Annotated in this window: 23 protein-coding genes, 2 tRNA genes and 1 pseudogene; 15 read left to right on the top strand and 11 right to left on the bottom strand. The window is 64.6% G+C overall.

Annotated features, from left to right (window positions below; translation table 11 throughout):
- From EOA32_RS03845 to hemP, 5 genes are all read right to left on the bottom strand, one after another.
- On the bottom strand, positions 1-253 hold a 253-nt coding region (locus EOA32_RS03845; protein WP_128370930.1), incomplete at its 3' end, for an ATP-binding cassette domain-containing protein.
- Between the two features lie 7 nt (positions 254-260).
- Positions 261-1,358, bottom strand: coding sequence for an iron ABC transporter permease (locus EOA32_RS03840; protein WP_128370929.1), 1,098 nt, complete (start codon positions 1,356-1,358; stop codon positions 261-263).
- Between the two features lie 6 nt (positions 1,359-1,364).
- On the bottom strand, positions 1,365-2,258 hold the full coding sequence (locus EOA32_RS03835) for a hemin ABC transporter substrate-binding protein (protein WP_128370928.1): 894 nt from the start codon (positions 2,256-2,258) through the stop codon (positions 1,365-1,367).
- An 11-nt stretch (positions 2,259-2,269) separates the two neighbouring features.
- A complete protein-coding gene (locus tag EOA32_RS03830) occupies positions 2,270-3,331 on the bottom strand; it encodes a hemin-degrading factor (protein ID WP_128370927.1) in 1,062 nt (353 codons plus the stop codon).
- Positions 3,332-3,381: 50 nt separating this feature from the next.
- Positions 3,382-3,588 carry a hemin uptake protein HemP gene (gene hemP / locus EOA32_RS03825; RefSeq protein WP_066999851.1) on the bottom strand — a complete coding sequence of 69 codons (207 nt, stop codon included), beginning with the start codon at positions 3,586-3,588 and terminating at the stop codon, positions 3,382-3,384.
- A 203-nt stretch (positions 3,589-3,791) separates the two neighbouring features.
- On the opposite strand from hemP, the gene EOA32_RS03820 reads away from it, so the two are divergent.
- The 4 genes and pseudogenes from EOA32_RS03820 to EOA32_RS03805 all read left to right on the top strand — a co-directional run.
- Entirely contained in the window at positions 3,792-5,981 is a 2,190-nt protein-coding gene (locus EOA32_RS03820; protein WP_128370926.1) for a TonB-dependent hemoglobin/transferrin/lactoferrin family receptor, read from the top strand.
- A gap of 5 nt (positions 5,982-5,986) precedes the next feature.
- Positions 5,987-6,424, top strand: a complete 438-nt coding sequence (locus EOA32_RS03815; protein ID WP_067329442.1) for a hypothetical protein — start codon at positions 5,987-5,989, stop codon at positions 6,422-6,424.
- A gap of 216 nt (positions 6,425-6,640) precedes the next feature.
- Positions 6,641-7,501, top strand: coding sequence for a TonB family protein (locus EOA32_RS03810; RefSeq protein WP_245430662.1), 861 nt, complete (start codon positions 6,641-6,643; stop codon positions 7,499-7,501).
- A gap of 9 nt (positions 7,502-7,510) precedes the next feature.
- Positions 7,511-7,633 (top strand): annotated as a pseudogene (locus EOA32_RS03805) (antibiotic biosynthesis monooxygenase); the annotation flags it as partial.
- A gap of 33 nt (positions 7,634-7,666) precedes the next feature.
- Here the strand turns inward: EOA32_RS03805 and putA are convergent.
- Positions 7,667-11,275 (bottom strand): bifunctional proline dehydrogenase/L-glutamate gamma-semialdehyde dehydrogenase PutA, encoded by a 3,609-nt coding sequence (putA, locus tag EOA32_RS03800; RefSeq protein WP_128370924.1) that lies wholly within the window; start codon positions 11,273-11,275, stop codon positions 7,667-7,669.
- 164 nt (positions 11,276-11,439) lie between these two features.
- Between putA and EOA32_RS03795 the strand changes: the two genes are divergently transcribed.
- Positions 11,440-11,892: an Lrp/AsnC ligand binding domain-containing protein gene (locus tag EOA32_RS03795; protein WP_066999833.1), complete on the top strand. Its 453-nt coding sequence runs from the start codon at positions 11,440-11,442 to the stop codon at positions 11,890-11,892.
- A gap of 59 nt (positions 11,893-11,951) precedes the next feature.
- Here EOA32_RS03795 and EOA32_RS03790 read toward each other — a convergent pair whose 3' ends face one another.
- On the bottom strand, positions 11,952-13,160 hold the full coding sequence (locus EOA32_RS03790) for a cytochrome c peroxidase (protein WP_066999830.1): 1,209 nt from the start codon (positions 13,158-13,160) through the stop codon (positions 11,952-11,954).
- A gap of 7 nt (positions 13,161-13,167) precedes the next feature.
- On the bottom strand, positions 13,168-13,611 hold the full coding sequence (locus EOA32_RS03785) for a FixH family protein (RefSeq protein ID WP_066999827.1): 444 nt from the start codon (positions 13,609-13,611) through the stop codon (positions 13,168-13,170).
- A gap of 154 nt (positions 13,612-13,765) precedes the next feature.
- Between EOA32_RS03785 and EOA32_RS03780 the strand changes: the two genes are divergently transcribed.
- Entirely contained in the window at positions 13,766-14,686 is a 921-nt protein-coding gene (locus EOA32_RS03780) for a sugar kinase (protein WP_128370923.1), read from the top strand.
- On the opposite strand, the gene EOA32_RS03775 is transcribed toward EOA32_RS03780, so the two are convergent.
- From EOA32_RS03775 to EOA32_RS03765, 3 genes are all read right to left on the bottom strand, one after another.
- A complete protein-coding gene (locus EOA32_RS03775) occupies positions 14,683-15,705 on the bottom strand; it encodes an aldose epimerase family protein (protein WP_066999822.1) in 1,023 nt (340 codons plus the stop codon). The genes EOA32_RS03780 and EOA32_RS03775 overlap by 4 nt on opposite strands.
- 96 nt (positions 15,706-15,801) lie before the next feature.
- A complete protein-coding gene (locus EOA32_RS03770) occupies positions 15,802-17,259 on the bottom strand; it encodes an NAD-dependent succinate-semialdehyde dehydrogenase (protein WP_128370922.1) in 1,458 nt (485 codons plus the stop codon).
- Between the two features lie 151 nt (positions 17,260-17,410).
- Positions 17,411-18,361, bottom strand: coding sequence for an AEC family transporter (locus tag EOA32_RS03765; protein WP_128370921.1), 951 nt, complete (start codon positions 18,359-18,361; stop codon positions 17,411-17,413).
- Between the two features lie 164 nt (positions 18,362-18,525).
- Here EOA32_RS03765 and EOA32_RS03760 point away from each other — a divergent pair, with 164 nt between their 5' ends.
- The 9 genes from EOA32_RS03760 (at position 18,526) to EOA32_RS03720 (ending at position 25,960) form a co-directional block, all read left to right on the top strand.
- Positions 18,526-19,074 (top strand): histidine phosphatase family protein, encoded by a 549-nt coding sequence (locus EOA32_RS03760; RefSeq protein WP_066999807.1) that lies wholly within the window; start codon positions 18,526-18,528, stop codon positions 19,072-19,074.
- Positions 19,075-19,294: 220 nt separating this feature from the next.
- A tRNA-OTHER gene (locus EOA32_RS03755) sits at positions 19,295-19,368 on the top strand.
- Positions 19,369-19,437: transfer RNA gene (locus EOA32_RS03750), tRNA-Met, on the top strand.
- Between the two features lie 332 nt (positions 19,438-19,769).
- Positions 19,770-20,915 carry a slipin family protein gene (locus EOA32_RS03745; RefSeq protein WP_128370920.1) on the top strand — a complete coding sequence of 382 codons (1,146 nt, stop codon included), beginning with the start codon at positions 19,770-19,772 and terminating at the stop codon, positions 20,913-20,915.
- A gap of 177 nt (positions 20,916-21,092) precedes the next feature.
- Positions 21,093-21,374: an acyl carrier protein gene (locus EOA32_RS03740; protein ID WP_066999801.1), complete on the top strand. Its 282-nt coding sequence runs from the start codon at positions 21,093-21,095 to the stop codon at positions 21,372-21,374.
- Between the two features lie 46 nt (positions 21,375-21,420).
- The gene (locus EOA32_RS03735; RefSeq protein WP_128370919.1) at positions 21,421-22,611 is read left to right on the top strand and encodes a beta-ketoacyl-ACP synthase; all 1,191 of its coding nucleotides are present in this window, start codon (positions 21,421-21,423) and stop codon (positions 22,609-22,611) included.
- A 17-nt stretch (positions 22,612-22,628) separates the two neighbouring features.
- A complete protein-coding gene (locus tag EOA32_RS03730; RefSeq protein WP_128370918.1) occupies positions 22,629-23,900 on the top strand; it encodes a beta-ketoacyl-ACP synthase in 1,272 nt (423 codons plus the stop codon).
- A gap of 38 nt (positions 23,901-23,938) precedes the next feature.
- Positions 23,939-24,967 carry a zinc-binding dehydrogenase gene (locus tag EOA32_RS03725; RefSeq protein ID WP_066999792.1) on the top strand — a complete coding sequence of 343 codons (1,029 nt, stop codon included), beginning with the start codon at positions 23,939-23,941 and terminating at the stop codon, positions 24,965-24,967.
- Between the two features lie 6 nt (positions 24,968-24,973).
- Positions 24,974-25,960 (top strand): lipid A biosynthesis lauroyl acyltransferase, encoded by a 987-nt coding sequence (locus tag EOA32_RS03720; RefSeq protein WP_128370917.1) that lies wholly within the window; start codon positions 24,974-24,976, stop codon positions 25,958-25,960.
- Positions 25,961-26,064: the final 104 nt, after the last annotated feature.

Here is a 26,064-nt window from a genome sequence, read left to right as displayed (position 1 = left end):
GCGTGGTGGACTGCGGCAGCACGGCGCGATGCGTCGCTGCCTCCACCGGCTTCATGGAAACCAGGTCTCGGCCATTGAGGATGACAGTGCCGGTATAGGAGAGCTCGCCCGTCAGCGCCTTGAGCAGCGTCGTCTTGCCCGAGCCATTGGGCCCGACGATTGCCGTTACCTCGCCCGGCCGCGCAGTGAAATCGACATGCGACACGATGCGCCTGGAGCCGATCGCTACGGAGATGTCCTGGGCTTCGATCATCGGCTGCTTACAGATCAATGACGCCGCGCTTGCGCAGCAGGATCCACAGGAAGAACGGCGCGCCGGCCACTGCCGTGACGATGCCGATCGGCAGTTCGGCCGGAGCGACGATGGTGCGGGCGACCGCGTCGGCAAGCAGAAGCAGCGAGGCGCCGAGCAAGGCCGAGGCCGGCAACAGGTAGCGGTTTTCCGGACCGATGGCGAGGCGCAACAGATGCGGCACGACGATGCCGATGAAGCCGATGCCGCCACCGACAGCGACGGACGCGCCAACCGCCGCCGACACGCCGACGATGGCCGTGTATTTCAGCCGTTGGACCGGAATGCCGAGATGGCCGGCGGTCGCCTCGCCGAGCGCCAGCGCATCGAGGCCGCGCGACAGGAACGGCATCGTCGCCAATGCCAGCAAGATCACCGGCCCGACCGTGCCGATTTTCGGCCAAGTGGCGCCGCCAAGCGAGCCGAGCTGCCAGAAGGTGAGGTCGCGCAATTGCCTGTCGTCGGCCACGAAGACCAGTATACCGGTGAGCGCCATGGCAAGGGCGGCGATCGCCAGGCCGGCGAGCAGCATCGTGGCGACTGACGTCCGGCCGTGGCGCGTCGCAATGGCATAGAGCAGCAGCGTCACCGCCAGGCCGCCGAAGAAGGCTGCCAGCGGCAGGGCAAGCGTGCCGAGGGCGAGCGTGACAGGCGCAAGCCAGGTTGTGCCGAGCACGATGATTGCCACCGCGCCAAGGCTCGATCCGGCCGAGACGCCGATCAGGCCGGGATCGGCGAGCGGATTGCGGAACAGTCCTTGCATCACCGCGCCGGAGACGGCGAGCGCGGCGCCGATCAGCACGCCGAGCAGCACGCGCGGCATGCGGATGTCATAGACGATCAGCCGGTCGCGCGCGGCGAGCGTATCGGCCGGCACGCCTTCGGTCAGCCAGTCGCGTATGACGCGAACGGCGGACGCGTCCGAAGCGCCCGAGGTCAGCGACAGGAATATGGACAGGGCAAGCGCGACAGACAAAAGCAGGATGACGATCCTTGCCCGCGCCGAGCGGTCGCCATCGGCTGCCATCACCCTGCGCGCCGGCCCCGCAATCGACTGTTCGGCCATCACCGCTCAGTCCGCGACCTGATTGCCGTAAAGCGAGACGGCGAGGTCGTGGATCGCCTCAGCCGTGCGCGGCCCGAAGCCCAGCAGGTAGCCGCCATCCATGCTGATCAGCTTGCGAGCAGCTCCCGCGGGCGTCGAGGCGATCGAGGGTTTGGCGAACAGCTCATCTTCCGAGATCGGCGGACCGGCGTTCTTCATCATCAGGAGCACATCGGGCCTTGCGGTGACGATCGCCTCATCGGACATCTGCTTGTAGCCCGAAAAACCCTCGACCGCGTTGACGGCGCCGGCAAGCCTGATGATGCCGTCGCCAGCCGTATCGCTGCCCGCGGCCAGGATCTTGCCGCCCTGCATCGACAGCACGAACAGGACGCGCTTGCGCTCCTTGATCGCGGCCGTCTGCTTTTCGGCCGACTTCAGCTTCGCGTCCGTCTCCGCAGCGAGCTTCTCCGCCTTGGCCTCGACCCCCAGCGCCCTCCCGACGGTGCGGATCTTTTCGAGGATGCCTTCATGGCTGTAGCGCTCTGGCACCTCGATAAAGGGCACGCTCGATTTCTTCAACACGTCGACGGTTTCCTTCGGGCCGCTGCCATGCAGGGCTAGAATCCCCGATGGATTGACCGACAGAACGCCCTCCGGCGACAGCGCGCGCATATAGCCCACATCGGGCAATTTCTGCGCGGCTTGCGGGAAAGAGCTGGTCGAATCACGGGCGACGAGGTGACCTTCCTCGCCGAGCGCATAGACGATCTCGGTGATCGAGCCGCCGATGGAGGCAATCCGCGAGGTGTCGGAGAAGACGGCCCTACCTTCATCGGCTCCGGCAGGCAGAGCGGCGGCGGCAAGCAGAACGCCGATCAGCGGCGCAAGCGTAGAGCGGAAACGGTGAACGACACGCATCGAGTCTCGCCTCATGCAGCGGTCGGGCTGGGGATACGGGGCAGGTTCTCGGCCAGGAAGCGCCAGTCTTCGCGCTCGCCCTCGCCTTCATGGCGCTTGCCGAAGAACTGTATGATCATGCCCCCCTTGGCGTCATAAGCCTCGAGCGACGTGACATGGCCATCCTTGGTCGGCTTGCGCACCGCCCAGACTTCATGGATGTGATCGGTCCTCAGATGCAGGTGGAAGGTCTCGTCGAGCACGTTGATCCACGGCCCCATCGGCTTGACCGACTTGATCGGGCCGGAATGGATCTGGATGCAGCCGCGGTTGCCGACGAAGCACATGATCGGCATCTCGCCTTCGGCCGCGTGGTGAAACATGGCGCTGACGGCATCATTGTCGAGCAGCCATGCATAGTCCTGGCCGACCATGCGCACCGCCTCACGGCGGCTGAGCTTCAGCGTCTTCAGCATGCCGAAGAACTGATGCACGTCGGTCATCCGGCTCCAGCGGTCGCGGAGGTCGTCGATGCTGGCTACCGAGGCTTGCACCTCCACTTCGCCTTCCGGCGCGCTTGAGGCGATTGCGATCGTCGGCTCCTGGTTCGACGATTCAAGGCTCGCCATCAGCTTCTGGTAAGCATAGAGGTTCGAGGCTGCCCGCAGATGCACCTTGTGAACGGCCTCGCCGGCCGCATCGAAGAACTGCAGGCTGCGGCGGATCTCGCCCCCGTCGCGTTTCTCGACGGCAAAGCCATGTGCCCACACTTTCGGGAAGATGCGCAGGTCGATGTTCTCGCCGAGCACCATGGCGTTGTGATTGCCAGTGACGACCTTGTCGTAGACGCCGATCTTTTCGTGCACGGCGCTTTCGTTGCGGGTCAGCGCCATCACTTCGCCGACCGCTTCGAGGCCGCTCAGCAGGTCATTGACGCGCGGCTCGACGCGCACGGCGCCATGGCCGCAATGTGCCGCGACCAGCTCTGCTTCCGAAATGCCGAGTTGGGCCGCCAAATCGCGCTCGCGCATCTTCGGATTGTCTTTCTGCGAACCCCGGATCTCGTCCGGCGACGGCTTCACGCGTTGGTCCATATCGTCCACCTGCCCACTTTTTGTCTGCCCTGTTCGTCTGCCGATCGTGCTTACTTGTTGAGGATCAGCTTGCCCTGGCGGGTGATCTTCAGACGGTAGAGAGCACCATGATGTTCGATGCCGATCTCATGCTCGCCCTGGAACAGCGCGTTGCTGGAGAGCGTGCGCACTGACATCGCCACGCGGTCAAAACGCGCGGGCACGTCGTCGGAGCGGCGGCCGCGGTAGCGAAAGTCGCTTGGGTTATGGCTGTTCATCTCATTCGGTCCCTTTTTCCTGTGCCGGCCACCGGGCCGGTCGCCTCGTCAAATGCCGATTAAATTCTTGACTCGATTTCTCATGTTTACTAGTCCTGAATTACCGGACTAAATGAGTCAACATTTAAGACGCCGGACGCGATCAAAAATGCGAGCGAGCCCCGCGCCAGCCAGCATCGAGCCTGAGAATCTGGAGTTGGGGCATGGGGTTGGTGAATTGGGGACGGCCGACAGATCGGCCGATGGCGAAGGAAATGGCGGCCTTGCTGGCTGGCGCGGCGGCAATCGCGCTCTGTATGCCGGCGGCCAAAGCGCAACAGGCCACCCAGCCGGCGGCTGACCAGCAGAGCGACCAGACAAAGAAGACTGACCAGAAAAGTGCAGGCGACTCGACGCTGCTCGACAAGATCCTCGTCATTAGCCGCACCGGCGAGACGGCGATCCAGTCGCTGGCCTCGGCCAGCCATGTCGACAAGGAACAGCTTGAGCGCCGCATGGCGACGACGCCGAACGAGATGCTGCTTGGCGTGCCGGGAGTTGCAGTGCAGGCCGACGCGCGACGCGTCAGCTCCAGCATCAACATCCGCGGCCTGCAGGATTTCGGCCGCGTGGCGGTGATCGTCGACGGCGCCAGGCAGGATTTCCAGCGCTCCGACCACGGCACGCAGTCGACCTTCTATGTCGATCCCGAGCTCATCAAATCGGTCGACGTGATCCGCGGCCCGGTCGCCAATACCTATGGCTCCGGCGCCATCGGCGGAGTGGTGTTCTTCGAAACCAAGGACGCCGGAGATTTCCTCAAGCCGGAAGAGACCTGGGCCGGATCGCTGACCGGTCGCTATGAAACGAATGGCAAGGGCTGGACCACCAGCGCTAGCGGCGCCTATCGCTTCAACGAGAACTGGGACGTTCTCGGCAACATCGTCTACCGCGACTCCGGCGACTACAAGAACGGTGGCGGCGACACCGTTGCCGGCACCGGCTTCGACGTGCTGAGCGGCCTGCTCAAGACCACCATTCGCCCGACCGAGAACAGCGGGTTGAAGCTCGGCTGGGTCGGCTCGAAGGACGGGTGGACGGAGACCAGTGGCGGCGTTCCGGCCAACGATGTCGACCTGAAATCGAATACCTTCACCGCCCGCTACAACATCACCGACGATGCCAAAAGCTGGCTCGATCTCCACATCAACGCCTCTTACAACAAGACGCTTCTCGATCTGGCGACGCTCGTCCCGCAGAACCGTTTCGATCCGACGACCGGCCTGCCCGTGGTGCTGCCCGCCGGGTCGCTGTCGACTTTCGATGTCGGGACGACCGGCATCGACATATGGAACACGTCGCGATTCGAGACCGCCGGCATCGCGCATGAGTTGACCTACGGCGGTGACTGGGTCGGCGACGACGTCGAAACCGGGGGCACAGCCGGCGGCGACAGCTTCTACACGCCGTCAGGTAAGCGCAACGTCTCCGGCGCCTATGTCCAGGACAAGCTGACCTGGGAATGGCTGGAGGTCATCACCGGCCTGCGCTACGACAGGTACAGCCTGAAGGACTCCGAGCACGAGACATCAGGCGACCGGCTGTCGCCGCGCATCACCATCGGCGTATCGCCCTTGGAAAGCGCTGACCTCGCCGGCCTGCAGTTTTACGGCACCTATGCGGAAGGCTACCGCTCACCCTCGCTGACGGAGACGCTGATCAGCGGTAACCATCCGGCCGGCGTCACCTTCCCCTTCCTGCCCAATCCAAATCTCAAGCCTGAGACCGGCAAGACCGTCGAGTTCGGCGTCAACTACAAGCAGAACGACATTTTCGAAGGCGGCGACGCTCTGCGGCTCAAGGCCGCCTATTTCAACAACAATGTCGAAGACTATATCGACGGCGTCACGCTGTCGGCCTTCGACCCGACCAGCGGCTGCCCGTTCGGCCCCGGCATCCCGATCTGCTTCCAGTACCAGAACTTCGCCAAGGCCAAGATCAACGGTTTTGAACTGGAAAGCGTCTATGACGCCGGCTGGGGCTATGCGGGCTTCTCGGCCTCGATCATCAACGGCCACACCATCTCGTATGAGGGCGAGCGGGCCGACCTTGCCACCATTCCCTCCTCGCAGGTGACGGCGCAGCTCGGACTTCGCTTCCTCGAGGACAGGCTCACCGTCGGCGGTGAAGTGCAATATAACGGCAAGCCCAAGGGCAATCCGGTGGCCAAGGACTATACGCTGGTCAATGCCTTTGCCAGTTACCAGGCGACCGACAACCTCAAGCTCGACGTCCGCGCCGACAATCTGTTCGATGTCAAATACACCAATCCGCTCAACGCAAGCACGACTGCCGTCCTCTATGAACCGGGCGTCACGCTGAAGCTTGCGGCAACCATGCGCTTTGGAGGCTGAGAACCATGAACTTGACGACATCGCTCCGTCTCTTGACCTCGGCGCTGGCGATGTCGCTCGGCCCGGTGCCGGCGCGCGGCCAGTCCGCGCCAGCGCCGGCCCTTAATCTCGAACTCAACGCCGTGCAGCCTTCGGACAAGGGCTGCCGGCTGACCTTCGTCGTCAACAACGCGCTCGGCGCCGACCTGTCGAAGTCCGCTTTCGAAATCGCGCTGTTCAATGAGTCCGGCGTTGTCGACCGCCTCACCGTGCTCGATTTCAAGGACCTGCCGGTCGGCAAGACGAAAGTCACGCGCTTCGATCTCGCGGGCGCCGACTGCGGCAAGCTCGGCCGCGTGCTGATCAACAGCGCGACGGAATGCGCTGGAACCGGCGTCGAGCCGACGGCCTGCATGCGCGACCTGAAGACCTCGACTAAAACCGCCATCGCCTTCGGCGTATAGAGGTGGGGATTGCATCCGGCCCGCCAGGAGACGCCATGGCGTGGGCCATGGGCGGCAACCGATCTTGATTTGACAATTTCTTATCGCGTACAGCAGGTCTCGGCGCGAGACATGCAGGACATCAATCACTCCTCCGATGCAGGCAGCGAACCGGCGATCACGCCGGCCGAGCCGCTCATGCAGCCGCGGCACTCGGCCGGGCATCGCAAATGGCCGGTGGCGATCATCGCTTCCGGCCTGCTCCATGGCGCTGCGGCGGCCGCGTTCCTGTTCGCGCCTGCCGGGATATTCGACTCCATGGACGCGATTCGGGCCGAGGGCGCAGATCAGTCCGGCGCCAACGTCACCGGCAGCGCCCTGGACGACCAGTCGTCCGGCGCCGTGGATGTCACCTTGGTGCCCGATCTGCAGCCGGTGAAACGCCAGGCCGCGCAGCCCGCACCGCCGGTCGAAGCGCAGGAACCAGCAAGCGAACCCTCGACGCCTCAGCTTCCGCCGCAAGCCGTCAAGGAAGCCGCTTCCGCGCCGGATATCGTGGCGGCCACCAGCCCACGCCAGGATGACCAGACTGTCCCCGACGACAGCAAACCTACGCCCGCGACCGAACTGCAAAGCGCTGAAGCGCCCCTTGCCGAGCCTCAACAGCCACCGGTCCCCAGTGCGACATCGAGCGCCCCAGCCCCATCGGCAGCGGCAGACCAGACCAATGCAACCGGCGGCACGGCGGATGGCGATACACGCGACGCGCCTGTTGCCGCCAGCAAGGGCAAGAAACAGGCCGCTGCCGGCAATGCCCTGGAATCCCACTACAGCGGTGAAATCCAGAAGAAACTTGCGCGCGCCAACCGTCGCGTTTCGAAATCGATCCAGGCCAAGGCTCGCAACAACGCCAGGGTGGTTTTCGTCGTCGCGGCCGACGGCAGCGTCAGCGACCTGCAGCTCACTGAAAGTTCAGGGTCCGCCGAGCTCGATCAGTTCGCTTTGACGCTGGTGCGCAAGCAAGCCCCGTTCCCTCCCATTCCACCCGAGACCGGCAAATCAAGTTGGGTGTTCAAGGCGCGGATCGGCCCTTTTTAAAGCCTCCGCGATTTCATCGCCTGGACGAAGTCGGAGAACTTCCGCGCCGCCCATCGCAACGCCGGCACCGCCAAGGTGCATTATCTTGGCCACCCCGAGTTCGAAGGGTTTTTGGTCGTCGAGGGCGCCTGACCGCCGCTAACGCGGCGGCCTTCCCGCACCTGATTAGGTTGCCGCGAGCAGGCTGGCATTGCCGCCGGCCGCCGTCGTGTCAACGCAGACCGCGCGCTCATGCGCATAAGCCGCCGGATTAAGCACTTCGCCGACCAGCGGCACGATCGGCCCGGCGCGCTCGGCAACCACCTTGCGCACGATGCGCGCCGCTTCCGGCGTGCCGGAGAAGGCAACGACGTCGACGCGCAGCGAGCGTGCCTCGACCGGGTCCGGCCGGCCGTCGATCGCCGCCAGCGGCAGGCCCTTGCCGGTCAGCGCCGACAGCGCCGCCGGCGCGCCTGGCGCCACTGCCAGAACGGCATTGCCGGCGGCTAAAGCCTGGATTGTCTGCGCAAGCAGCGTCTCGGCATCCGGCCCGAGGCAGAGCACCCGTCCGCGCGGCGCCAGCGACAGCGTGTTGGCCTCGCCGGTCGGGCCCGGCAGGTCGACCTGCCCGAAATCGAGGCTCGCTGCGGCGGCGATGGCCGCAGCCCCCTTGCCGCGCAGATGTTTTCTCAGAATCGCCACGCGATCTGGTCGCGTCGACCAGCCGCCAAGCGTCGGGTCCGGCAGATTGTCGGCGAGTTCCGTCGCCGTCACCTTGTGACCGTCGCCGACTTCCGTGCCGGCTTGGGGGCCCTTGCGGAAGCGGCGCAGATAATGCGGCCCGCCGGCCTTCGGCCCGGTGCCGGACAGACCCTCGCCGCCGAAGGGCTGCGAGCCGACGACGGCGCCGATCTGGTTTCGGTTGACATAGATGTTGCCGGCATGGATGCCGTCGACGAAATGCTGGACGCGGCCCTCGATGCGGGTGTGCAGGCCGAAGGTCAGGCCGTAGCCCTTGCGGTTGATGCCGGCAATCACCGCGTCGATGTCGTCGGCGTCGAAGGTGGCGACATGCAGCACCGGACCGAACACTTCGCGCTCCATCTCCTCGATGCCTTTGACCCGAAAGACATGCGGCGCGACGAAGCGGCCGGCAGCCGGCGCTTCGAGCTTGGCGATGAGGCGCCCCTCCAGCCCCTTTTTCTTGCAGTAGTCGCCGATCGAGGCCTGCGCCTCATCGTCGATGACCGGGCCGACATCGGTCGAGATCAGCCACGGATCGCCGACATTGAGGGCTTCCATCGCGCCCTTCAGCATGGCCAGCATCTTCTTCTCGACATCCTTCTGCACGTAGAGCACGCGCAGCGCCGAGCAGCGCTGCCCGGCGCTCTGGAAGGCGGAGGCGAGGATGTCGCGCACCGCCTGCTCGGGAAGCGCCGTGGAATCGACGATCATGGCGTTCAGCCCACCCGTCTCGGCAATCAGCATGGCATCGGGCGCCGCCGTTTCGGCCAGCTGTTTTTCGATCAGCTTGGCGACCTCGGTCGAGCCGGTAAAGCAGACACCTGCGACGCGCGGGTCGGCGGTGAGCGGCGCTCCGACCGACGCACCGTCACCCGGCAGGAGCTGGATGATATCCTCCGGCACGCCGGCCTCGCGCAGCATCTCGACGGCGCGGAAGGCGATCAGCGGCGTCTGCTCGGCGGGCTTCGCGATCACTGAATTGCCGGTGACGAGCGCCGCCGCGATCTGGCCGGTGAAGATGGCCAGCGGGAAATTCCACGGCGAGATGCAGACGATCGCGCCACGGGCTTCAGTGCCCGCTTCGGCATTCGCCGCCTCGGCCGCATAGTAACGCAGGAAATCGACCGCCTCGCGCACTTCGGCGACGCCGTCGGCCAACGACTTGCCGGCCTCTCGAGTGGCCAAAGCGAAGAACTCGGCGGCATTGGCCTCGTAGAGGTCGGCGGCGCGGTTGAGGATCGCGGCGCGCTCGGCAACCGGGCGTTTTGCCCAGGCCGGCTGCGCCTCCACAGCGATGCGAACGGCCGTCGCGACCTGCTTGGCCGCCGCCTCATGCACGGTGCCGACGACCTCATCGGGCTTGGCCGGGTTGACGATCTGGCGCGGCTTGCCGTAGCCGGCGGCGCGCGTGATCGGCTTGGCATGCCAGCGATCCGCTCCCGCGAATTCCGCCCGCGCCCTGTCGATGGCTGCAAGAGTCACCGCATCACTGATGTCGAACCCTTTTGAATTGCGCCGGTGGGCGCCGAAGATCGCGGCGGGCCGCGCGATCGCCGGATTGGCGGCGGGGCCTTGTTTCTCTACAGCTTCCAGCGGGTCGCGGGCGATTTCTTCCGGCTCGACCTCCTCGTCAGTCAACTGGTGGACGAAAGAGGAGTTGGCGCCGTTTTCCAAGAGCCGCCGCACCAGATAGGCGAGCAGGTCGGAATGCGCACCGACCGGCGCGTAGATGCGGCAGCGCGTCCTTTCGGCCTTGCGCACCGTCTCGTGCAGCGATTCGCCCATGCCGTGCAGACGCTGGAATTCGAAGGAGTCGCGATCCTTCGCCATCGACAGGATGGCAGCCACCGTGTGCGCGTTGTGGCTGGCGAATTGCGGGTAGATGCGGTCGGTCATCGACAGCAGTTTTCGCGCGCAGGCCAGATACGAGACGTCGGTGTTGGTCTTGCGGGTGAAGACCGGATAGCCGGCAAGCCCAAGCGTCTGTGCCCGCTTGATCTCGGTGTCCCAATAGGCGCCCTTCACCAGCCGCACCATCATCTTGCGGTCGTATTTTTTGGCAAGCGCATAGAGCCAGTCGATGACGAAGGCCGCGCGCGGGCCATAGGCCTGGACGACGACGCCGAAACCATCCCAACCGGCAAGCTCCGGTTCGGCGAGCACGCGTTCGATGACGTAGAGCGACAGATCGAGCCGGTCGGCCTCTTCGGCATCGATGTTGAGGCCCATGCGCGAATGCCGCGCGGCAAGCGCCAGCGACAACAGCCGCTCGGCCATTACCGGCAGCATCTTCTCCTTCTGCGCCACCTCATAGCGCGGATGCAGTGCCGAAAGCTTGACCGAAATGCCGTGGTTGTAGCGAATGTCCGGGCCATTGGACCCCGCGTCGAGCGAGGAAATCGCATCCGCATAGGCGCGGTGATAGCGCAGCGCATCAGCCTCGGTGCGGGCCGCCTCACCCAGCATGTCGAAGGAATAGAGATAGCCCTTCTGCGTCATCGGACGGCCGCGCTTGACCGCTTCGGCGATGGTGCGGCCGAGCACGAACTGCTCGCCCATTTCGCGCATCGCCGCCGCCACGGCCTTGCGGATGACCGGCTCGCCGAGCCTGCGCACCATGGCGCGCAGCGTGCCTTCGATACCGCCCTCGCCTTCATCGAGCACGCGGCCCGTCAGCATCAGCGCCCAGGTCGAGGCGTTGACGAAAATGGAACTCGAGCTGCCCGAATGCGCCGACCAGTCATGGGGCGCGATCTTGTCGGCGATGAGATCGTCCATCGTCTCGGCATCGGGAACGCGCAGCAGCGCCTCGGCGAGACACATCAGCGCCACGCCTTCCTTGGTCGACAGGCCATAGGCCGAAAGAAAAACCTCCATCAGCCGAGGGTCGCTCGAGCCGCGCACCGCGCGCACCAGATCGGCCGCACGCGCCGAGATCGCCTTGCGCTCTTCCGCCGAAAGCCCGGCAGCCGCGGACAGTCGCCTCACCGCCTCGTCTTCGTCGGGCAAATAGTTGGCGCGGATCTGCTGGCGGATGGCATCGAGCGGCATGTCGGATCCTGAGAGCAAGCGTTAGCGAGCGGGTCTGGCGGTCGCCGGACCGATTGGCGCAAGCTAGCACAGCTGGGAGCCCAGGTCGGTCCAAAGAAATCGACAAGATAGTCCATTCGAGCTATCGTAGCCGCTCAACTCCCGTCATTTTGACCATAAGATCGATGTACGAAGACCAATTGGACCGCATTGACCGCAACATCCTGGCCGCGCTCGGGCGCGACGGCCGGCTTTCAATGTCCGAGCTGGCTTTGAAGGTCGGGCTGTCGAAGACCCCGGTGCAGGCCCGTGTGAAGCGTCTTGAGAAGGAGGGCTACATCAGAGGCTATCGCGCGATCATCGACCGGGAGCGCATGGGCGAAGGCCATGTCGCCTTCGTCCAGGTGAAGCTGTCGGATACGCGCTCGGCGGCGCTCGACGCGTTCAACCGCGCGGTGCAGGGCGTGCCGGAGATCGAGCAATGCCACATGATGGCGTCGAGCTTCGACTATCTCCTGAAAGTCCGCACCACCGATATCGCCGCCTACCGCCGCGTGCTCGGCGAGCGCATTTCGGGCCTTCCCCACGTGGCACAGACTTCGACCTTCGTTGCGATGGAGACGGTGAAGGATCGCTAGCGCAACTCCAGGAAAGATGCCTAGCGGTTTTCCGTCCGGGATCGCGCAAAATTAAGGCTCTACTCCGACAGAGTCTTCAGAAACGCCACCAGAGCCGCGCGCTCGCGATCGGAAAGCTCGAGCGGGTGGATCTCCGAAACGCCGTCAACGCTGGGCGCCGCTTTCGAATAATGCGCCACCACCTCGTCGAGGGCCGAGAACTGCCCGGCATGCATGTAGGGCGCACGCGTAGCTGCCCCCCTGAGCGACGGCGTCTTGTAGGCGCGCACGAGTTGCTGCCCGTCCTTCACCATGAAGCGCAATTCGCGGCAGGCGCTTTCATCGCCGTCGCGGAACTTGCCGAAGCAGTTGAACGGGTCCGCCTGCACTTGAGCCACGGCATCGACCCGGCCGCGGTCGGGCGGCAGATCCTTGACCGGCGGCACGCCGGTGTTGTGGAACGAACTGTCGGTGAAGCGCGGCCCGTTATGGCAGGTCACGCAATTGGCTTTGCCGATGAACAGCTTCAGCCCGAGGATCTCTTCCGGCGAGAAGGCAGCATCGCCTTGCGGCTTGGTGCCGGTCGCGAGGTCGATCGCGAAGCGGTCGAAACGCGTCTGCCCAGGTTCGATCGAGCGCTCGAAGGCCGCGATTGCCTTGCCGATATTGGCAAAGACGCGGTTGACGTCTTCGGCCTGCCTGGCGGGCATGGCGTTCCATGCCGCCTTTTCGGCCTCGGTGCCGAGCGGGCTGGCATTGGCCGGCACGGTGGAAAGATCGGGCAGCGGCCCGAAAATGCGCTCATAGCGCTCGCCGAACCGCTCCTTGATGTAATGCGCGAAGGCCGCGCGGTTGCCGGCCTGCTCCAGCGGGTTTTCGAGCGGCGTCAGCGCTTGCGCCCACAAACTGTCGCGGCGTCCGTCCCAGAAGAACCAAGGATCGCGCGCCACGCCGGCCAGCGGCATGGTTCGGCGATTGGTGTGGCCGACGCCGACCGCCCGCGGCAGGTCGTCCTGGAACTGACGGTCGATCTTGTGGCAGGTCGAGCAGGACACGGTGCCGCCGCGGCTCATGCCGACATCGAAGAACAGCGTCGATCCGAGCGCTGCAGCGGCCGGCACATCGGCATACTGGTTCGTCGTGTCCGCTTTGAGCGCCGGCAGCGTGTTCAACGCCAGCGAGGCGATGGTCTTCTTCTCGGCGTCGCTGAACTCGGGCTCGCCGCAACCGCCAAGCAAAGCGAGCGCGACCAGAGCGGACAGGCTTGCGAGGCGGAGAAGACGCTTCATCGGCCGCTCACAACAGAATGTTGAAGACGACTGAATCGGAACCCGCCGCCGCGGAGATCGCGAAGCGCAATTGCCACCAGCCGCTCATGGTGAATTTCACGCCGTCGATGCGGTAGCGTCCCGACCCCATATAGTCGGTCGCCTGCGGGCTGGTCGGCAGGCCGTGATTGTGCTGCGGCATGCCGCCGGAAACGGTGATCGCGGCGCCCTCCACCGGAGCGCCGGCGGCGGTCTTCAGCGTCAGCAACCAGGATTGCAGCTCGCCCTGCCGAATGACGCCGCGCTCCGGCTCGAAGCTCGCAACGAACAGGCCGCTCGCCGTCTTTTTCGAACGCGACGTATCGGGGCCTGGTGCCGAATGCGGCGCCGTCAGATAGACGACTGTCAGGATGCCGACCAGCAGGGCAGCAAGACCGAGACCCGCAAGAATGTAACGCCATATCGATGCCAAACCGGCTCCTCTTCGGCTGATAACGTCACAGGCTGCGCGCAGCATCCCGTCCGCCTGTGGGAAATCGCTTCTGGCGCAAAAATCGGCCTGCGCCAAGCATGGCGCTGCCGGCTGCAAAAAGCTACAGCACCAAAGCTTTAGGAGGACAAGTCATATGGAAGCCAATGGTGTCACGTCGATCGGCGAATGCATGCTCGAACTGTCGGGCCAGGCAGGACCGAACTGGCGTATGGGCTTTGCCGGCGACACCTTCAATACGCTATGGGCGCTGCATGCGCTCAGCCCCGGCCGGCCCGCGACCTATGTCTCGGCCTTTGGCGACGACCCTTTTTCCCGCGATCAGATCGCGTTCTTAGCCCAGAACGGCATCGGTATCGGCAGCAGCCCTGTCATTGCCGGCGCAAGGCCGGGCCTTTACGCCATCACGCTCACCGGAGCCGAGCGCGCATTCACTTATTGGCGAAGCGATGCTGCCGCGCGCCAGCTTGCCTCCGATGCAGCGGCACTGGCAAAAAGCCTTGAGAACCAGGCGCTTGTCTATTTTTCCGGAATCACCTTGGCAATTCTGGATGATGCCGCGCGCAAAACCCTGCTTTCGGCCGTCGCGACAGCACGCGCGGCGGGTTCGCTGGTCGCCTTTGACCCGAATTACCGTCCCCGGCTGTGGCCGAGCCGTGAAACCGCTGAGGCTGCGATCTTGGAAGCGCTCGCCGTCGCGGATATCGCATTGCCCACTTTTCCGGATGAGCAGATGCTGTTTGGCGATGAGACGCCGCATGCGACGGCGGAGCGACTTGGGACGTTGGTCGGCGAGGTTGTCGTCAAGAACGGCGAGCAGCCGGCATTGATTGCCGTGGACGGCGCCTCGGCAACAATCGAGGCAGTGCATGTCGCCTCGCCTGTCGATACCACCGGCGCCGGCGATTCCTTCAACGGCGGCTATCTCGCCGCCCGGCTTGCCGGTCACGCCCCAGTCGACGCGGTTCGGCGCGCGCATCGGGTAGCTGCGGCCGTCGTACAGGTACGCGGCGCGCTCGCGCCGTTCGAGATTCTAAGAACAGCCTTTGAAACCTAGCTAGGGAGCCGGAACCTGTATTCCGTCACCTGATGGTAGATCTGGCCCGGCCAAAGCGTGGCCTGTGGGAAATAGGGCCGGTTCGGCGCGTCGGGCCAGGTCTGCGCTTCGAGGCAGAAGCCTGAAAAGGCTTTGTAGCCGCGCCCGTCCAGCCCAGGGGAGGACGGCGCGACATACTGGCCGATATAGAGCTGCAGGCCGGGCTCGGTGGTCCAGACCTCCATTTCGACGCCGGAACTGGCCCCCTGCACCCAGGCTGCCTGATGCAGCGGTCCACGGCCGGAGGCGAGGCAGTAATTCAGATCGTAGGGAAGCTGCTCGCCTTCCGATTCCATGCGCAGCGGCCGCGCCTGGCGGAAGTCATAGGCCGTGCCGTCGACGGGCTTCACCGCGCCGGTCGGGATCATCTCTGCGTCGACGGGCGTATAAGCGCCGGCATTGACCATCAGTCGGTGGTCGAGAATGTCGCCCGCGCCCCCGTCGTCGAGATTGAAGTAGGAGTGCTGCGCAAGATTACAAAGCGTCGGCTCCTCGCATGTGGCGGTCAGTTCCATGCTCAGCGTGCCGGGGATCTTCAGCCGGTAGGTGCATGTGACGTCCAGCGCGCCTGGAAAGCCCATCGTCCCGTCGGGATCGTGCAGTGTCAGCGTCACGAAATCGCGCCCGTGCAGCGAGACCGACCATGGCCGGTGGAAATAGCCCTCCGAGCCGCCATGCAGCGTGTGTTTCCCTAGAAAATTGCGCTCGGTCTGGTAGCGCTTGCCGGCGATGGTGAAGCGACCATCGCGAATGCGGTTGGCGAAGCGGCCGACGACGGCGCCGAAATAGGCGCGGTCGGTCTCATAGGGCTCGAACTGGTCGTAGCCCAACACCAGCGGCGCATCATGGCCGGCGAGCCGCAGATCCTGGATGATCGCGCCGAGCCCGATGATGTTGGCCGTGAGACCACCGCCACGGATGGTGAAGCGGCGAACGGCCTCGCCCGCATGCGTCGTGCCGAAGACCTCGCCGTCCTTCATCGCTGTGCCCGAAAACGTCAGTTCATTGATCTGTGGGCTACGCCGGCCGTCTCCGGCAAGGGCAGGCCTGATGCCTGCCCCACCAGTCGAGCGTCGTCAGAGGCCGAGGCCGCCGAGGCAGACATATTTGGTGTCGAGATAGTCCTCGATGCCCTGATGTCCGCCTTCCTTGCCGAGGCCCGATTCCTTGACGCCGCCGAACGGCGCCTCGGGCGTGGTGATCAGGCCTTCATTGACGCCGACCATGCCGTATTTCAGCCCTTCCATGACGCGGAAGGCGCGGCCGAGATCGCCGGTGTAGAAATAGCAGGCGAGGCCGAACTCGGTGTCGTTGGCCAATGCGATCGCTTCTTCCTCGGTCTCGAACTTGAACACCGGGGCGACCGGCCCGAAGATCTCTTCCTTCATGAAGCGCATCTTGGGCGTGGCGTCGGCGATGACCGTCGGCTGGAAGAACGAGCCGCCGAGCGCATGGCGATTGCCGCCGGCAACGACCTTGCCGCCCTTCGAGGTGGCATCGGCGATCAGTTCCTCGACCTTCTCGACCGCTTTCTCGTCGATCAGCGGCCCCTGCTGCACGCCTTCTTCCAGGCCGGAGCCGACCTTCAGACTGTTGCTGGCAGCGGCCAGCTTCTCGACGAACTTGTCATAGATACCCGCCTGGACGAGGAAGCGGTTGGTGCAGACGCAGGTCTGGCCGGAATTGCGGTACTTCGCGGTGATGGCGCCGGTGACGGCGCGATCGATGTCGGCATCGTCGAAGACCAGGAACGGAGCATTGCCGCCGAGTTCCATCGACACTTTCTTGACCGTCGTCGACGACTTCTGAATCAGGATCTTGCCGACCTCGGTCGAGCCGGTGAAGGTGATCTTCTTGACCAGCGGGTTGGCGCAGATCTCGTCGCCGATCTCGCCTGCCGAACCGGTCAGGATGTTGATGACGCCCTTGGGGAAGCCGACCTCTTCGGCGAGCGCGCCCCAGGCGAGGCCCGAATAAGGCGTCTGCGAGGCCGGTTTGACCACGGCCGTGCAGCCCGCGGCCAGCGCCGGTCCGACCTTGCGGGCGAGCATCGAGGACGGGAAGTTCCACGGCGTGATGGCGGCAATGACGCCGACCGGCTCCTTCGTCACCAGGATGCGGCGGTCGCCCCAGGGCGACGGCACGATGTCGCCATAGGTGCGGCGGCCTTCCTCGGCGAACCAGAGGATATAGCTCGCGGCCGAGCCGATCTCGCCCTTGGATTCGAACAGCGACTTGCCCTGCTCGATGGTGAGCAACTCGGCCAGGACGTCCTGATTGTCCATCATTGCGTCGTGCAGCTTGCGCAGAAGCTTCGAGCGCTCGAGCGCGGTAGTCTTGCGCCAGCTCTTGAATGCTTCATCGGCGGCCTCGATGGCGCGGCGGGTTTCGGCCTTGCCGGCCTTCGGCACGGTGCCGATCTTCAGGCCGGTCGCCGGATTGTTGACGTCGATGGTCTGCCCGCTGTCGGCCTGCACCCATTCGCCGTTGATGAGATTGGCCTGGCGCATGAAATGACTGGTTTTCTGAAGCATGGTCTGGCCTCCGTTTCGGCGCGCTGATCGGCCGTTTTTCTGGATATTCGGGGCGTGCAAGGCTGCACGCCGGCGCATTGCTCTTACCTAGGGAAAGCCCGGCAAGCAATCACAAGATGGCATATGGGGGTTGGGCCAGCAAAAACGAGCGCTAGCCGAACACGTGCAGGACCACCGTCAGCCAGAAGGATGTGGTGAGCACCGCGCTGGCCGTGGCGATCGTCATCTGGTTGGACGCCAGCGCCTGGCCGGTGTTGAATTGGACGGCGATGAGATAGGAATTGATGCCGGAAGGCAGTGCCGCCACGACGACGGCGACCTTTGCCGTCAGCGGCGGCAGGCCGAGCAGCCAGACCGCGAGCAGCACCAAGGCCGGCATCAGGAAGAGTTTCAGCGCCGACAGCGCGAGCGCCGGGCGGATGTTGCCGGATATGCCGAAGCGGCACAGGCTGAGCCCCATCGCAAACAGCGCCACCGGCCCGGCCGTATCGGCCAGCGCGTCGACCAGCCGCCCGATCAGCGGCGGCATCGGCGCGCCGGTGAAGCGCCAGGCGAGCCCCGCGAGAATGCCAATGATGAGCGGGTTGACGAACAGCCGCCTGAGGAAATTCCGGATGACGCGCAGCGGATGCACGGACTCTTCGTCTTGACGGCCGAACATCTCGAACAGCACGATTGACGCCATCATCATGACAGGCAGGTGGATCGAGACCAGCAGCGACAGCACCTCGAAGCCGCTGGTGCCGAATATGCCGAGGATGAAGGGCGCGCCAAGCAGCACGACATTGGAATAGGCCGAGGACACGCCGCCGACGATGCCGGCACGGGCATCGCGGCCGAAGAGGCGCGTCATGACCAGGTGCCCGGCGGACCAGGTGACGGCAACCGCCGCAAAATAGGCGCTCCACAGCGACCATGGCGCCAAGCCATGGAAATCGGACTTCACCATCGTCTGGAACAAGAGCAGCGGCATAGCCACGTTGACGGCGAATTCGGATATGCCCTCACCACTCACCGCCTTCAGATAGCCGGTAAGGCCGGCGAAATAGCCGAGCGCAACGAGACTGAAGACGAAGAGGACGGTTTCGGTGAGCGGCGTCATTGTTCGGGCGGAGACATCTTTCCCGTGATAGGCAAGCCCCGAGCGCTGTGCAATCGGCCGTTCTCCGGCCGACCGTTGGTCCTCTGCTTGTTTTTCAGCCGGCTTTGCGGTCCCTATATGCCGATCATGGCCCCGGCCTCTCCCGGCCGCCATAAGGACTTCACATGCTGCGACTTGCCCTGGCGCTTTTCCTGCTTGCCGTTCCCACCCTCGCCCACGCAACCGACGCCGGCTGGGCGCTGCTGCGCGATGGCGGCCATATCGTCCTGCTTAGGCATGCCTTCGTCACCGGGACCACCGATCCGGCGAATTTCGACATCGGCAATTGCGCCACCCAGCTCAACCTGTCCGAGCGCGGCAAGCAGCAGTCAAGCCGCATCGGGGCGCTGTTTGCGGCGCGCGCGGCGCCCATCGAGCGTGTGCTCTCCAGCCGCTACTGCCGCTGCCTTGACACCGCCCGCATCGCTTTCGAGGCCGAACCGAAACCATTTGCGCCGCTCGACTTGCTCAAGACCGATTCGGCTGAGAAGGCCGCTCAGATGGAGGCGGTGATGAAGGAGATCCGGGGCTATTCCGGCTCTGACAATCTGGTGCTGGTCACGCATCTGGAAAACATCCAGGCGCTCACCGGCGTCTCGCCGCGCGAGGGCGAGGCCGTGGTCGTGGCGCCTAATGGAGACGGCCTCAAAGTGCTCGGCCGCGTCACCTTCTGACGGCATAGGTCTGCCCAGCTCAGTACTGTGGCCGAAATGCCACAGCCGCAAGAAGCCGCAAGCCCCCGCGATAATGCCGCTTGCGACAAGCCGTCGCAGGGTCTATAGGCGCGCTCCCGGTCACGAAAACCGAAGCGAGCACAACGGTTGGAGCTTTCGTCTCCGCCCGCGCAGCGGCTTTGCCGCGCTGTGTACGGCGCCGTTTCGGAGTGTTGGGATCGCCGATGTAGCTCAGAGGAAGAGCGCCGGATTTGGGTCCGGAGGTCAGGGGTTCGAGTCCCTTCATCAGCACCACGGATAGCTCAGTTTGGTTAGAGCGTCAGACTCATAATCTGATTGTCGAAGGTTCGATTCCTTCTCCAACGGCCTGTTAAGCCGACACCTTTGGGTGGTGTTATCCAAAACGGTCCGGGGACCGGAATGCAGAAGACCTGACGGACGGTATCGAACGGTCCGATGCCATCGGCTCGCGGCCAGGCTCGCGGTGACGATCAAGGCGCGGCAATGCCGGCAAAGGAGCCTTCGGGCGCCGGCGCCCGCCTTGCCGCCCCGCGATCCGCTCCCGAAGGCCCGCCGCCTGGCGATGCCACCGGTCTCCGGATCATCCGTGCCGGGAAACGAAACGAGAAACGAAAGGACGATCGACGCATGACGTGACGCCTCGCATGGGGCCATGCCCGACAGGAGTAAAGACAATGAAGACCATTCTCGAAAAGGTTCTGGGACGCCAGCGCGTCCTCGTGAAGGAAAATGAACGTGCCGTCGCCCTCTACAAGGGCGAGATCCAGGCTGTCCTGATGCCGGGCGAACATTGGCTCGACAACCGGCGCGGAAACCTGGAAATCTCCAGGCACGACCTGAAGAACCCGGAATTCGTTTCGGCCTACGAGAAGGCATTGTTCGACAAGCTCCCGGATGCGGCCGCGCGTCACTTCACCGTGGTTCGCACCGGGCGCACCGACATTGCCGTGATCGAGCGCGACGGCGCCCTTCATGCCGTTCTCGCTCCGGATCGCAAGCTCGTGCTGTGGACGGATGCCGGCCCGTGGGCGGTGACCTCCGTCGACGCGGCGGCCGATCTGGCCGTCGATCCGGCCTTGATGCGCCGGATCGGCCAGGCCCGAAAGGCGGAACACATGTTCCTGCATCCGGTCGCGGACGGGCAGGTCGGTCTGCTGTTCGTGGACGGCGTCTACACCCGCACGCTTGCCGCGGGTGTGCACGCCTTCTGGAATGTTGGGCGCATGGTCCAGGTGAAGGTCGTCGACCTCAAGCGGCAGTCGCTTGATGTCGCCGGGCAGGAAGTGCTGACCAAGGATCGCGTGACGATCCGCGTCAACATCGCCGCCGAATACCGGGTCGTCGATCCGGTGACGGCGGTGAGCACGGTGAAGGACTTCTCGGAAGCCCTCTACCGCGCCCTGCAGTACGCCTTCCGCAAGACGCTCGGCGCGCTCACCCTCGACCAGATCCTCGACAAGAAGATCACGGTCGATGAGGAGGCAGCCGCCAAGGTGCGTTCCGACATGGCCGCGATCGGCCTCGAGGTCAGCGATATCGCGCTTAAGGATGTGATCCTGCCGGGCGAGATGCGCGAGATCCTCAACCAGGTGGTTTCGGCCGAGAAGCAGGCCGAGGCCAACGTCATCCGCCGCCGCGAGGAGACGAACGCCACGCGTTCGCTGCTCAACACGGCCAAGGTGATGGCCGAGAATCCGGTGATGCTGCGGCTGAAGGAGCTTGAGGCTCTCGAGGCCATCGCCGGCAAGGTCGAGCGCCTGACTGTCCACAACGGGACGGGCGGGCTGCTCAACGATCTGGTCAAGCTCCGCGAAGGCTGAGCTTACGCTGCGTAAAATGGGAAGGGCCGCCGGTTGCCCGGCGGCCCTTCTTGCGTCCACAAAGCCGGCATCCCATCTGCGCCCGGCGTGTCAGGCCTTTTCCTGCCCGGAAAAACCGATTAGACAGCGCCAAAACAAGATGCGGACAGATTCCGCCCGCAACCGAAGGAAGAGCCCTTGTCCACCACGTTCGAGAAAGTCGCCAAGATCATTGCCGACACCAGCGAGATCGATATCGACACCATCACGCCCGAAAGCCATACCATCGACGATCTCGGCATCGACAGCCTCGATTTCCTCGACATCGTCTTTGCCATCGACAAGGAATTCGGCATCAAGGTGCCGCTCGAGAAGTGGACGCAAGAGGTTAATGACGGCAAGGCTTCGACCGACGACTACTTCGTCATGCAGAACCTGTGCGCCAAGATCGACGCGCTGGTCGCGGCCAAGGCCGCCTGAAGAGCGCGACCTTGCCCCGCCTCCAGCCTGACCAGCAAAGCCGCTCATGAGCAGCCCGCGCGACGTCGTCATCACCGGCATCGGCCTTGTCTCTTCCCTGGGAGAAGGACCAGACGCGCATTGGCAGAAGCTGACCCGGCCGGGCGTTGAGCCGGTGCTCGATGCGACGCGCTTTGCGCCCTACACAATTCATCCCCTGCCCGAGATCGACTGGAACCTGCAGATCGCCAAGCGCGGCGACCAGCGCCAGATGGAGACCTGGCAGCGGCTCGGCACCTATGTCGCCGGCCTGGCGCTGGACGACGCCGGCATCAAGGGCAATGACGAGCTTTGCGCGACCATGGACATGGTTGTGGCGGCCGGCGGCGGCGAGCGCGACGAGGCCGTGGACAGCGCGATACTCGCAGCATCCGAGAGCCGCAACGACCGCGACGTGCTGCTCAACGAGAAGCTGACCACGGAGTTGCGGCCGACGCTTTTCCTCGCCCAGCTTTCCAATCTGCTCGCCGGCAACATCTCCATCGTGCACAAGGTCACCGGCTCGTCTCGCACCTTCATGGGCGAGGAAGGCGCCGGCGTCTCGGCTGTTGAGACGGCCGCCGCGCGCATCCGCTCGGGCCAGTCGACCCATGTGCTGGTCGGCGGCGCGTTCCAGACCGAGCACTCAGACATGCTGCTCGGCTATGAACTCGCCGGCTATCTGCATCGCGGCCCGTGGAGACCGGTCTGGCAAAGACAGGGCGCGGAAGGCGGCGGCGTGGTGACGGGCTCGGGCGGCGCTTTCTTGGTGCTCGAACAGCGCGAGCATGCGCAGAGCCGCGGTCGCAAGATCTATGCTGAGCTCGGCCCTGTGGTTTCCGGCCGGGCCCGGCGCCGGCGCGGCGAGCTGAATGCCGACATCGCCGCTTTGCTGAAGCAGGCGGCGCTGCCCGCCGGCGAATTGCTGACGATTTCCGGTGCCTCCGGCGCCCATGCCGCCACGGCGGCCGAAAAGGTGGCACTCGATGCCAACCCGGCGCTTGCAGTGCGCGCCTTCTCGACGCTCACCGGCCACATGAAGGAAGCGCAGTTCCCCTTCGCCGTGGCGCTTGCCGCGCTCGCCGTCGACCGCAAGGCCCCCTACCCTGTCTTCGATGCCACAGTGGAGCAGCCATTCGAAGGCGCCCCCAGCTCCGTCCTTGCAACGGCTGTCGGCTATCACCAATTCGAGGGCCTGGGGCTGATCAAGGCCGCTTAGAGCGAGACAGACAGAACATGGCCAATCTCCGCGATCACATGGGCAGGCCGATCGTTGCCGTGACCGGCATCGGCGTGGTGACTTCGCTTGGCGTCGGCAAGGCCGACAACTGGGCGGCGCTGACCTCAGGCAAATCCGGCATCCATCCGATCACCCGCTTTCCCGTCGATCATCTGAACACCCGCATCTCCGGCATGGTCGATTTCCTGCCGTCGAGCTCCAAGGGTGCCAGCCCCCTCACCTACGAGCTGGCCGAGACGGCCGCCCAGGAAGCGGTGTCGGAGGCCGGCCTCGATTCCGGCGATTTCGGCGGCCCGCTCTTTCTCGCCTCGCCGCCGGTCGAGCTCGATTGGGCCGACCGCTTCTCGCTCTACAATTCCGACAAGAAGGAAAGCGGTTCCGAGAGATTGCTGCGCGTGGCGCGCGGACTGAAGGAGCTCGGCATTTTCGAGACCACCCAGTTCGGCTCGATCGCCGATCGCCTGGCCGATCGTTTTGGCACGCGCGGCCTGCCGATCACGCTGTCGACAGCCTGCGCGTCAGGCGCCACCGCCATCCAGCTCGGTGTCGAGGCGATCCGCCGCGGCGAATGCGACAAGGCGCTGTCGATCGGCGCCGACGGCTCCGCGACGGCCGAAGCCCTGATCCGCTTCTCGCTGCTCTCGGCGCTCTCCACCCACAACGACATTCCCGAAAAGGCCTCGAAACCCTTCTCCAAGGACCGCGACGGTTTTGTCCTTGCCGAAGGTTCCGGCGCGCTGGTGCTGGAATCGCTGGAAGCGGCACTTGCCCGGGGAGCCACCATCCTCGGCATCATATGCGGCTGCGGCGAGCGCGCCGACGACTTCCACCGCACCCGCTCCAAGCCTGACGGTTCGCCGGCCATCGCCGCGGTACGCGCCGCCCTTGCCGATGCCGGCTTAAGCGAAGACGAGATCGACTACGTCAACGCGCACGGCACCTCGACGCCGGAAAACGACAAGATGGAGCATCTGTCGCTGTCGACCGTGTTCGGCGAGCGGATCGGCTCGATGCCGATCTCGTCGAACAAGTCGATGATCGGCCACACGCTGTCCGCCGCCGGCGCGGTCGAGGCCGCGTTCTCGCTGATGACCATGCGCGAAAGCGTCATCCCGCCGACCATCAATTACGACAATCCTGATCCGGCAATCGTGCTCGACGTGGTGCCAAACAAGAAGCGCAACGCCGAGGTCGGCACGGTTCTGTCGAATTCCTTCGGCTTCGGCGGCCAGAACACCTGCCTTGTCATGGCGCGGGAACCGGTCTAAGCGGACGTTTTCCCGCTCCCAAAGCACCGACAGGCCAAATGCGCGCATTGCAACTTATCGAGGACCGCCGCCTTGAAACGGTGGACCTTCCGCCTCCCCCGCCGCCTTCGCAAGGTGAAGTGACGCTCCGCATCAAGGCGGTGGCGCTCAACCATATCGACGTCTGGGGCTGGCGCGGCATGGCTTTCGCCAAGCGCAAGCTGCCGCTGGTCGTCGGCGCCGAAGCCTCGGGCGAGGTCGAGGCGGTCGGACCCGGCGTCTCCACCCTGCTGCCGGGGCAACTGGTGTCGATCTACGGCGCGCGAACCTGCGGGCTCTGCCGTGCCTGCCGCGAGGGCCGCGACAATCTTTGCGAGCACGTCTCCGGCGTCCACGGTTTTCATCTCGACGGCTTCGCGCAGGAAAAGATCAACCTGCCTGCCCGTCTCCTGGTGCCTGCGCCGCCCGGTGTCTCCGAGATCGGCGCTGCCGTCGCACCCGTCACCTTCGGCACGGTCGAGCATATGCTGTTCGACAACGCGAAACTGGAGCCCGGTGAGACCATCCTCGTCCATGCCGGCGGCTCCGGCATCGGCTCCGCAGCCATCCAATTGGCGAAGCGCATGGGCTGCACGGTCATCACTACGGTCGGCTCGAACGACAAGATCGACAAGGCGAAGGCGCTTGGCGCCGACCATGTCATCAACTATCGCGAGGATCGCTTCGAAGGCGTGGTGCGCAAGCTGACGAAGAAGAAGGGCGTCGATGTCGTGTTCGAGCATGTCGGCGCCGACACCTTTGCCGGCTCGATGCTGTGCCTGAAGCGCGGCGGCCGCCTCGTCACCTGCGGCTCGACCTCCGGCGTCTCGACGCAGGTCAACCTGATGCAGCTTTTCCAGCAACAGCTGAAGCTGCTCGGCTCCTTCGGCTGCCGCATGGAGAACATGGCCGATGCCATGCAGAAGATGGCGGCCGGTCTCGTCGCGCCCGTGATCGACACCGAAGTCGGCTTCGACGACATCGACGCCGCGCTGAAGCGCATGGAAGGCCGCGACGTCTTCGGCAAGATCATTCTTCGCGTTTCCTAAGACAAGATGGTCGGCAAGGTGCTCAAGAAAGCCCGCCGGGACTTCATGTTCCGCTATGGCCGGCGGCTACGCCAAATGGAGCACTGGCTGGTGGCGCGGCTTGCCATGGCGATCATCGGCCTGCTGCGCCTTTTGCCGCCTGACAGCGCGCTCAACTTCGCCGACCGCGTCGCCCGCCGCATCGGGCCGACGGTCGGACGGCACAGGGTAGCCGTCAACAATCTGCGCCTTGCCTATCCGCAAAAGAGCGATGCCGAAATCGAGGCCATCGCGTCCGACATGTGGGGCAACATGGCCCGGCTTGCCGCCGAATACATCTTCCTCGATGCCCTCTTCGATTTTGACCCGAATGCCGCCAAGCCGGGCCGGGTCGAGGTCAGCGGTATCGAGCATTTCGTCGAAATCGCAGGCGAAAAGAAGCCGCACATCCTGTTCACCGGCCATCTCGGCAATTTCGAGCTTTTGCCGGTCGCCGCCGCCACCTTCGGCATGAACATCACGGCACTGTTCCGCCCGCCCAACAATCCCTACCTTGCCGACTACATCCACTCGACACGCCGCTCGAGCATGGGAGGCCTGCTGCCGTCCTCGACCGGCGCATCGTTCGCCCTTGCCGCCATCCTGGAAAACGGCGGCAATATCGGCGTGCTGGTCGATCAGAAATTCACGAACGGCGTCGAGACGACCTTCTTTGGTCGCCCCTGCCAGAGCAATCCCGTGCTGGGCATGCTCGCCCGCCACTATGACTGCGATGTCTATCCGGCGCGCTGCGTCAGGCTGCCGGGAAACCGTTTCCGATTGGAAATCGAAGACAAGCTCGACTTGCCGCGCACCGAAACCGGCAGCGTCGATGTTCACGCCACCACGCAGCTGCTCGCCGACGTCGTTGAGCGCTGGGTGCGCGAGGATCCCGGACAGTGGATGTGGTTCCACAAGCGCTGGGAGATGAGCGGCCGGCGACGTAAGCGGCGTGAGCGGGCCAAGATCAGCTAAAGCGGCCCAGAACGTTCAGATCGCTTTCGTCTGGATCAAACGCTGAACCGCTAGGAGATAGCTTTCTGCTAGCCGTGTTGCGTGCCATGCGCAACGAAGGGCCG

It is taken from the genome of Mesorhizobium sp. M1A.F.Ca.ET.072.01.1.1, from assembly GCF_004023325.1.
In the GTDB taxonomy this organism is placed as follows: Bacteria; Pseudomonadota; Alphaproteobacteria; order Rhizobiales; family Rhizobiaceae; genus Mesorhizobium.
This window is presented reverse-complemented; position numbering and strand designations above follow the sequence as displayed.